The 8,822-nt window shown below is 42.1% G+C and carries 5 protein-coding genes; 4 read left to right on the top strand and 1 reads right to left on the bottom strand.

Annotation, left to right across the window (positions count from 1 at the left end; all coding sequences use genetic code 11):
• Positions 1-1,370 (top strand): CHAT domain-containing protein (locus ACYRY3_RS23715; RefSeq protein ID WP_460204088.1); only part of this gene is annotated, 1,370 nt, incomplete at its 5' end.
• A 23-nt stretch (positions 1,371-1,393) separates the two neighbouring features.
• Here ACYRY3_RS23715 and ACYRY3_RS23710 read toward each other — a convergent pair.
• On the bottom strand, positions 1,394-4,246 hold the full coding sequence (locus ACYRY3_RS23710; RefSeq protein ID WP_460204087.1) for an NACHT domain-containing protein: 2,853 nt from the start codon (positions 4,244-4,246) through the stop codon (positions 1,394-1,396).
• Between the two features lie 315 nt (positions 4,247-4,561).
• Here ACYRY3_RS23710 and ACYRY3_RS23705 point away from each other — a divergent pair, with 315 nt between their 5' ends.
• The 3 genes from ACYRY3_RS23705 to ACYRY3_RS23695 all read left to right on the top strand — a co-directional run bounded on the left by ACYRY3_RS23705 (position 4,562) and on the right by ACYRY3_RS23695 (position 8,723).
• A complete protein-coding gene (locus tag ACYRY3_RS23705; protein ID WP_460204086.1) occupies positions 4,562-6,949 on the top strand; it encodes a hypothetical protein in 2,388 nt (795 codons plus the stop codon).
• Positions 6,950-7,163: 214 nt separating this feature from the next.
• Positions 7,164-7,391 (top strand): WD40 repeat domain-containing protein, encoded by a 228-nt coding sequence (locus ACYRY3_RS23700; protein ID WP_460204085.1) that lies wholly within the window; start codon positions 7,164-7,166, stop codon positions 7,389-7,391.
• A 48-nt stretch (positions 7,392-7,439) separates the two neighbouring features.
• Positions 7,440-8,723, top strand: a complete 1,284-nt coding sequence (locus ACYRY3_RS23695) for a WD40 domain-containing protein (RefSeq protein ID WP_460204084.1) — start codon at positions 7,440-7,442, stop codon at positions 8,721-8,723.
• Positions 8,724-8,822: the final 99 nt, after the last annotated feature.

Raw genomic sequence — 8,822 nt, 5'->3', positions numbered from 1 at the left:
AAGACCAAACCCGTGCCGAAGTCATCGAACACTACAATCAAAAAGAAATAAAAATTCGTGTTACAGGAGACCGCAAGAAAGAATTGCTGGCTGTTGTCACTCACGAACTCGAAAAAATCCATCAGTCTTTTGAACGTTTGCAGTATGTCACTCTTGTTCCTTGCAACTGCTCTGAATGTGAAGGAAGTCAAGAACCTCATTCCTACCCTCTAGACAACTTGAAAAAGCGCTTGAAAGCTAGTCGGTATCAAATTGAGTGCGAGAAGAGCTATGAAATGGTTGATGTCCGCAGGCTAATTGATAATGTTAATTTACATACGAACTATCAGGATTTTCAAATTTTAGTGACAGCAGACCGCAAGATTCGCGTTTCCTCAGAACAAGGTGAGCAATCAGGTGAGTTGCGGTTAGAAATGAACAAAATTGAGCTGGCATTAAAACTGATTGAGCAGAAACAGACAAATGCTGACTTGCTTAAAGCACTAGGCAGAGAGTTCTACCAGGCACTTTTCCCTGATAAGATTCACGATCAACTGCGAGCGACAATGGCAGGCGCACAAGCCCATGACTACAACGTGCGCTTGCGCTTGGTGTTTGAATCTCCGGAACTCGCTGCCCTACCCTGGGAGTTTCTCTATTATGAGGAGACTAATACCTTTCTAGCAAATGACACCACTACCGTGCTCTCGCGTTATATTGATGTTCCGTTGAAAAAGCGCGAGATTAAGTCAGCCAGCTTACCGCTCAAAGTCCTGCTCGTCATCTCTAGCCCTACTGACTTAGCTCCATTAGATGATGCTGGGGAAGAACAGATCATCCGTGATGCACTAGCAAAACACATAGAATCAGGGCAGATTGAGTTAGATGTAGTGAGAGAAGCAACTATCCGGAACATCAACCAAAAGCTGCGTGAAAAGCCCTACAATGTTTTCCACTTTATCGGTCATGGTATTTTTGAGAACAACAAAGCCTCCATTGCTCTAGTAGATAGCGATCGCAAAGCTCAATTGCTAGATGAAGAGGGTTTTGCCAATTTCTTTTTAGGCAACCGGAGTTTGGGGTTAGCTGTACTCAATTCCTGTGAAAATGCGACCTTATCATCGCAACAAGCTTTTACAGGTACAGCACCGAACTTAGTGCGGCGGGGAATACCAGCAGTAGTCGCCATGCAATACTCCATCTACGATACCACCGCTAAAATTTTTGCAGACGAATTTTACCGCACCCTTGCTCTGGGCTATCCTGTAGATGCTGCTATCCAGACAACCCGCAACGCTATTTCTATGGAAGTCGGACTGGATCGATATGACTTTGCCACGCCCGTGCTTTATATGCGAGCTAGAGATGGAATTATTTTGAGTGGGCTGTAATTCAATAATCTTAATAGGCATAGCTAAACATCATTTTTATGTCTATCTCCAGAATTCCAGGCTTTATAAAAGCTTGGAAAATGTAGTTTCTGAGATATACTCCATAAGCCCTTATAACAGCACACTATTGGATCTTGTGAGCCTACGCTAATAAGCGTTCTTGTTAGAGAATTCCTATCTGGAGAATTGTGAATACAACTCTTTAACCAAATCACTATTTGTGGATATGAATCTATTGAAATAGCAGACAAGTAGTCATGCATAAGTAGTTCTAGACACCAAGCAGCTTTTTTTCGATTGTTTTGATTGCTATCTTTGATCATTATGTCTATTAGAGCTTCGATGATTTTTAGAACTCCTAAATCTAAAGTTAAACCAAGCTGAGATAACCTAGTGTTGAGGTCTTCTTGAAAGTACATCTGAAAATTTTTTACCTCTAATGGCTCATCTCTTGAATCACTAACTTCATAATTACTGAGAAATTGAGCTATCTGAGAACGAATTATAGGCTCCCAGTGCATTTTTGCTAGTACCTGTAAAACGAACCGAGCTCTTGCATTCTCTGGGTCATGCTTGAGCAAACTACACGACGCAGCATAAGCATTATCTTGTTCTTGAAAAAATATAGCCTGCTTCTCATTGAAAAATTGCTCTTCAATGAATCTATCGAGTGCTTTTATGACTTTTTCTCGATCAAGTTCGCGCTCAACTTTAGCATTTCCAAGCATTTGAGCAGCAGACAATGCTGTCATATCCATATTTTTGTTGTTCAGAATTTGGATTAAACCCTCTATTGCTTCAAAGCTGTTTGGATTGATCCTAAGTAAACTGCAAAATGCATTGCACTGGGTATCCTTAAACTCTGTAGTTAATGCTAAGTTGCTCAAAACTTCAACTAATTTAGGACTATGTACTCCTAATTCACCTGCTAGCTTTGCTGCCTCATGCTGAATATCAATATCTTCAGAATGCAGTAGAATAGTGAGCATATCCGCTAATACTGATGTTTTCATTTCCTGAAGAGTCTTCCTAGACGCAGCAGCAATGGGATTATTGAATATTTCTATTTCTCTAATACCTCGATCAAATACACGAGTCACTAATTCTTCCGCACGGCTAAAATTGTAAAACTCTGAAAGCCCAACAGCAGCCAATAGCTCCGCACGACATCCATAAAGATTTGCAATTCCACAATTGTCCTTAAAATCTACGAGAGCATTGAGGAATTCTTCTTTCTGAGAATCGCTATCAAGCTCCCTTCCCAGCCACAACAAAAAAACTTCCTTCCACTGCGCCTCAAAAATCCGATAACTTGCTTTCGGATGACTTGGATTCTCTGGAATATGGTTCAAAAAATAATGCCAATCATCAATCCCCAATGCAGCAAAATACTCCTGAAAAGTGGGATGGAAAAACGTATACACCCCTTTTCTGGGATTCTCCGCCTCCACCCCTACCTTATTCAACCATCCCAACCGCAACGCTAATCCAAACAACGAATCGGTATCATCCGGCTCACCCAAATACTTACACACAAATTCCTGCCGCAGCCGAAACCGCGTTGCTTCCTTATCAATTGCCTCCCGCGCCAGTTCTCCCAAAGCTGCATTCAACCGCTTACGTTGTTCCCCTGTCGTTGCAAACTGCTTCTTCTTCCACTCATAAAAATCCGCCACAAACTGCTCGTACAGCCCTGCTTTCGTTTCTGGTAACTTCCCCTCACCCAAATACCAGTTGAAACACAGCAACGTTAGCCGTAGTGGATTCTTTACCAAATCTCGAATTCGTTCTTTACCCGATTCCCTCAATGCCGCACACAATCGTTGTCCTGTCTGCATTTCTGCTGAAGGTAGAGAACCAAACCAATTTCTAATAAACTGCTCCACCAGCTGGGGATAGGAAAACTCCAAGGTGCGATAATTATCGAAGGAATCCAGGGCATTGCTACCACCGTCCCAAAGATTTAACCGACAGGAAAGCACAATCCGTGCCTGTTGTAGCAAAGTTCCCGTGCGAATTTGCCGCTCAATCTCTCCTAATGGGTTCCCCTGCGTCACCTGCATTTTATCAACCCCATCTAGCAACAGCCACACCAACCCCTGGTTAAATTGAGCAACAAAATTATCTTTAACCTGGGTAGATGCTTCTGCTTGTCCCACTTTCCGGGCTACTGCTTGCAACCAGATATCCAACAAATATGATTCTAGTTCCTTTGAGCGCAAATCAGCTAGAGACACCCAAATCACAACCGACTGCGCCATCTTACGAGACACCCATTGAGCAATTTGCTGCAACAGCGTCGTTTTCCCCGCCCCCGGTTCGCCAATAATTGCAATGCGTCTTCCCTGGCTTCTGGGGCTTTGCCTGTGCCTGAGTACCTGCTCTAAAAACTGGTCATGCTCAAAAGTTTGGGTAATTTCTGTTTCTTGGTAAAGCTCTGAACCTTGCTCCGGTAAAACATCCTCCCTTCGCCGAGGTTGCTTTTTACGTTCTACCAGTCCCAAGGGTACATACACCTGCTCTGTTCGATATGTAATTCCTTCACCAAATGTTAGTGGGTTTGACGTAAGTCCCAGCTGCTCGTTCAGCATGGTTTGACTAATACTGTGCCAATCGATTTCTATTTGTCGGGTGCTTTGAGAAGGTACCTCCAGCAAAATAGTACGAATTGTGTCCGCATCCGTTCCTTTATAAATCTTATCGCCGATATGAATATCCTTCCCCTCGCCAATATTAACGTTGTACTTCCCCAACTGCACAATATTTTGACTACTGCTTGCTTTGAGGGATTGACGCAATATGGCAATATCCCCCTCATCTCGACAGCCGTTGAGAATGCGCTCAAGTATTGTAAGTAACTCCGAAGGGTCAGTCATTTATTATCCTGCTCCAGCTAGTTAAACTTGTCGTGCGTCTTAAAGCAGTGGCATTTCATCGGTAATTTTATCTAAACAGCGATAGCTTCGCTACAGCATAGCGGCAGATCGCTTACCATTAACTTTAGCTACTATTATTACAAATCATTTTTTGCACGAGTTGCTCAAAGACAATCAAAGATGCTATTGCGTCTATCAAGCTAGTTTCCGAGATTTTCTTTATAGAAAAGATATTTTGGAAAACTGGGCTCATAATTCCAGGGATTCATCTACTAATAGCCAAAGACCAGTTAAATAAGTGGAAGAATCATCGCCGTGAGTCAGTTCGAGCGCTTATCGCCTGAGGATGGAGAATATGTATTAAATTTGCCTTATCACTTGGCAGAAGCTGATATGGCAGATGATTTATGTGAATTACTGACTGAGTTTGAGTTTATTGAATATAAGATTTTGACTCTAGCACCACAGCCACTTATTGAAGATTACAATCTTGCCCTACAACGTCCAAAACTAAAGAATATAGCGAGCTTGTCATCGATTAAATCAGCAATTCAACTTGCTGCTCATATCCTAGCTGTCTATCCTTCGCAAGTACCAGAGCAACTGCTGGGACGTTTGCTGGGTCACAAAACGGACGACGAAAAATTACAAAACCTTTTAGCACAGACCCAGCATCACAAATCGGAACTCTGGCTGCGCCCACTGACAGGTAGCCTTCCTCGTCCTGATGGTCTGTTACTGCAAACCATAACAGAACACCGAGGTCTGCTTGATGCGGTTACTGTCGCACCAGACGGAGAATATTTCGTCTCAGCTAGTAAGACCGAAATAAAAGCTTGGTCTGTAGCGAACGGCGAGGAACTATTTACATTCCCAGCATACGGTGATGATGTAACAGATTTAACCATCACGCCTGATGGGCAATATCTTGTGATTGCGTTGCGCGATGTCATGATTAAGGTTTGGTGCTTGAAAAGCAAACAGGAGTGGCTGACGCTAACAGGACATAAGAGTGCAGTCTTGGCTGTGGCTACAACCCCAAATGGTTATTTGATTTCAGCTTCAACAGATAAAACGTTGAAAATCTGGGATCTAAAACAGGGAATTGTAGTGGGCACTCTAAGTGCAAATATTGGCTCTTTTAATGGGATTGCTGTAATGCCGGGAGGAGAACAGATTATCTCTGCTAGTGGTAGTCTTTTTAACTCGCCCAAAGAACATTATGTCCTCAAGATTTGGGATTTAAGCGAGCAGAAAGAAGTGTATACATTAGGGGAACATTCCTTTCCCGTCAGCACAGTCGCGGTAACACCAGACGGACGATATGCTATTGCTGGTTTGAACGATAGTCTTGTTGTTTGGGACTTATCGACTCGAACCAAGCGATGCACCTTAACAGGTCAAAGTTCCCAGATTCAAGCTGTGGTTGCGGTAAACAATCGGTTGGTAATTTCCGCTTCTAGTGGTGATGACCTCAAAATATGGGATATCGAATGTGGCAAAGTATTGACCACCTTAAAAGGTCATCAAGCTGGAGTTATGGATGTGGCGGTGACACCCGATCGCAAACGAGCCATATCTGTTGCCTTGGATGGAACCATTAAGATATGGAATCTGGAAGGTATAGAGGAAACAGCATCCTTGCCCAAACATCAGGATAAGGTGACTAAAGTCGTTATTACACCTGATGGTAAACGGGCAATATCGACTTCTCGCGATCGTACTGCAATTGTATGGAATCTGGAAAATTTCCAACCCCTGCTAACCTTGCAAGGACATACCCATTGGGTAACTGATATTGCTGTCATGGCTAACAGTCGTCATGCTATATCTGCTTCATGGGATGGTACGCTTAAATTTTGGGATTTGGCAACAGGTGAATTGGTGTCAACACTGATAGATATTTCGGAACACATCAACGCTCTGGCAGTCACTCCAAATGGGCAATATGCAGTTTTAGTGGTCAATGACAAACCTCTCAGAGTTTGGGATTTGAACCAAAAAGCTGAGCGTTTTATCCTCCAAGGTCATACCGGAGATGTGAATGCAATCTCACTAACTCCAGATGGTCAACGAGTTATTTCTGCTTCAGACGATCGAACCTTAAGAGTGTGGGATCTGAAAAATGGTTTGGAATTGCTTGCTTTTCCCGATGAATTCCGAGATTCACGCTTATCCTCACCAGCAGAAGAATTTGGTAACGAGTCGATAAAAGCCAAACTTGTAGGGATTATGATACCTCGCGATCGTACCCGACGAAATCCCAGAACTTCATCACTTGAAAAATCAGATGACGCTTTTGAGCAATATCTTTTTGAAAAAGGCAAAAGCAAAAATGCAGTAGTTGTCATGCCTGACGGTCGAAGCGTGATTTCTGGTTCACAGACTGGCTTACTCCAAATATGGGATACTTCTAGCGGCAAAGAATTGTTGGCTTTAAATGATTTGGATGATAATGCTTCTGGCATTACTGCTATCGATGTTTCGCCAAACGGTCGTTTTGCCTTTGCCACCAGTGGTTTGCCCTACTCTTTATCTGATAATACACTGCGTGTATGGGATTTGGAGAAAAGGCAAGTTGTTGCTCGTTTTATTGGGGAAAGCCCAATGACTGCTTGTGAAGTTGCACCAGATGGTGTGACTGTTGTAGTTGGGGATGCTAGCGGTCAGGTTCATTTTTTACATTTGGAGGCTATTAGTTAAGAGTTTAAAATAGTGTTTATACCAATTCTCCAAAAGAGAACAACACATATCCTGGGTAGGGGCGAACAACCGTTCGCCCTTACGAGATATTTCATGTGTAGCGAAATTTTAGAGAATTGATATTACCCCCTTCAATCCCAAAGAATGATTTTATGTTGAAACACAAAGCGATCGCCAATTGACCTCTGCACTCTATTGACTCCTATGAGCGAATTTGAAAATCTATCATGCGATCGCAGTTACACCTGATGGACGCAAGGCGATTTCTGCAGGTTATGATAATACCTTGAAAGTTTGGGATTTAGAGAACAGACAGAAAGTTACCAGCTTTATTGGCGATAGTGCTATGTTCTGCTGTGCTGTTGCACCTGATGGAGTAACAATTGTTGCAGGAGAGGCATCTGGGCGATTGCATTTTATGCGGTTTGAAGAGAGTATATAAGCGGCTAAAAGATTTTCAAGCTTAACACCAAACAAAAACTTACGAGAGATGGCAAACTTCGATGATATTAACAACATTATTAACCGTATCGCTAGTGGCGAACACACTGACGAAGACATCACTGTTTTGCGTGAGGTGCTTTCTTCGAGCGATCGCACAGCGACTTCAAAGGAGTATCTCCAAGTAACGTTGCAACTCGGCAAGTACAATGTCAGCATTGAGCAAGGACAAGGAATACACATAGGCGATTGCATTTATCAACAATGGGATGAACAAGCGCTCCAAGCTTTAGTGAAAGCGATTCAACAAGTAAGTTGGCAATGTGTAGCTAGTTTAACGGAAAATGATTATACTCAAGTTGAAAGCCAAGCTACTGGAATTGGCATAATAGATAAATTAGCCAAACAGTTAACTGATTTTTCCCAACAATCTGTGATGCGTTATGGATTGAAGTTAGCTTTTAGTCCCAATCATAATCAAGAGTATTTTATTAGTGGTGGTAATCAAGTTATTAAACGTTGGCAGATAAACACATGGGAGATAATACAAGAAATTTCGGTTCCACATATTTCCGACCTCTGGTTTACCTCCTTAGCAATTAGCCAGGATGGTCAACGAATTGCTGCCTGTAAAGCTTATCAAATAAAGATTTGGCATATAGGTACAGCCAATGCTCTTCATACCTTTGGGAAAACTCTTTTTAGTAATCCCTTTGATGTGTTTGGTTTTGATTCAGTCGCCTTTAGTCTTGATGGTAAAATCTTAGCAGCTAATGATAACAAAGATGTTAAATTATGGGATGTAGAAAGTGGCGAAGAAATTGCCAAACTATCGGGACATTTAGATAAAGTGACTGGTGTGACTTTTCATCCCAAAATGAGACCAATCCTTGCAAGTTGTAGTTACGATAAAACCATCAAACTCTGGAATATAAATACACAACAATGTTTAGTCACTCTTTCTGCACACCGAGACGCTGTCTATACTCTGGCATTCAGTCCTGATGGAGAAATACTTGCGAGTGGCAGTCATGATAATACCATCAAACTGTGGCATCCTAACACTGGAGAAATGCCCCAAATTCTAAGACGACATTCCGATGCAGTTAATTGTCTTGTATTTCATCCCAATGGAAAAACTTTAGTCAGTGGGAGTAATGATGGAACAATAATAGAATGGACAGTAGATGGAGAAGCATTATATACTTTTCCCGAACAACATCACAGAGGAATTACATCTATTGCAATCAGTCCCAATGGAGAGACTTTAATCAGTGGAGGAAGAGATCAAACGATTAAAGTTTGGAGACGAGCAAATTCAAAAAGTAGATGAGCTTGACCAAGTAGGATTAAAGACGATATAAGTGTCATTTTTTGACATAAAAAAGTGTGATATAGATTTCGATAGGTGTATGCAGTATCTTTACAAAAA

The organism is Scytonema sp. NUACC21, from assembly GCF_054684315.1.
The sequence above is the reverse complement of the archived record's forward strand: the minus strand, read 5'-3'. Positions and strand labels throughout refer to the sequence as shown.

What these genes read in the sequence shown, in the direction of transcription:
- ACYRY3_RS23695 (WP_460204084.1), top strand. Translation starts at nt 7,440, where the DNA reads ATGGCAAACTTCGATGATATTAACAACATTATTAACCGTATCGCTAGT.
- ACYRY3_RS23710 (WP_460204087.1), bottom strand. Translation starts at nt 4,246, where the DNA reads ATGACTGACCCTTCGGAGTTACTTACAATACTTGAGCGCATTCTCAAC.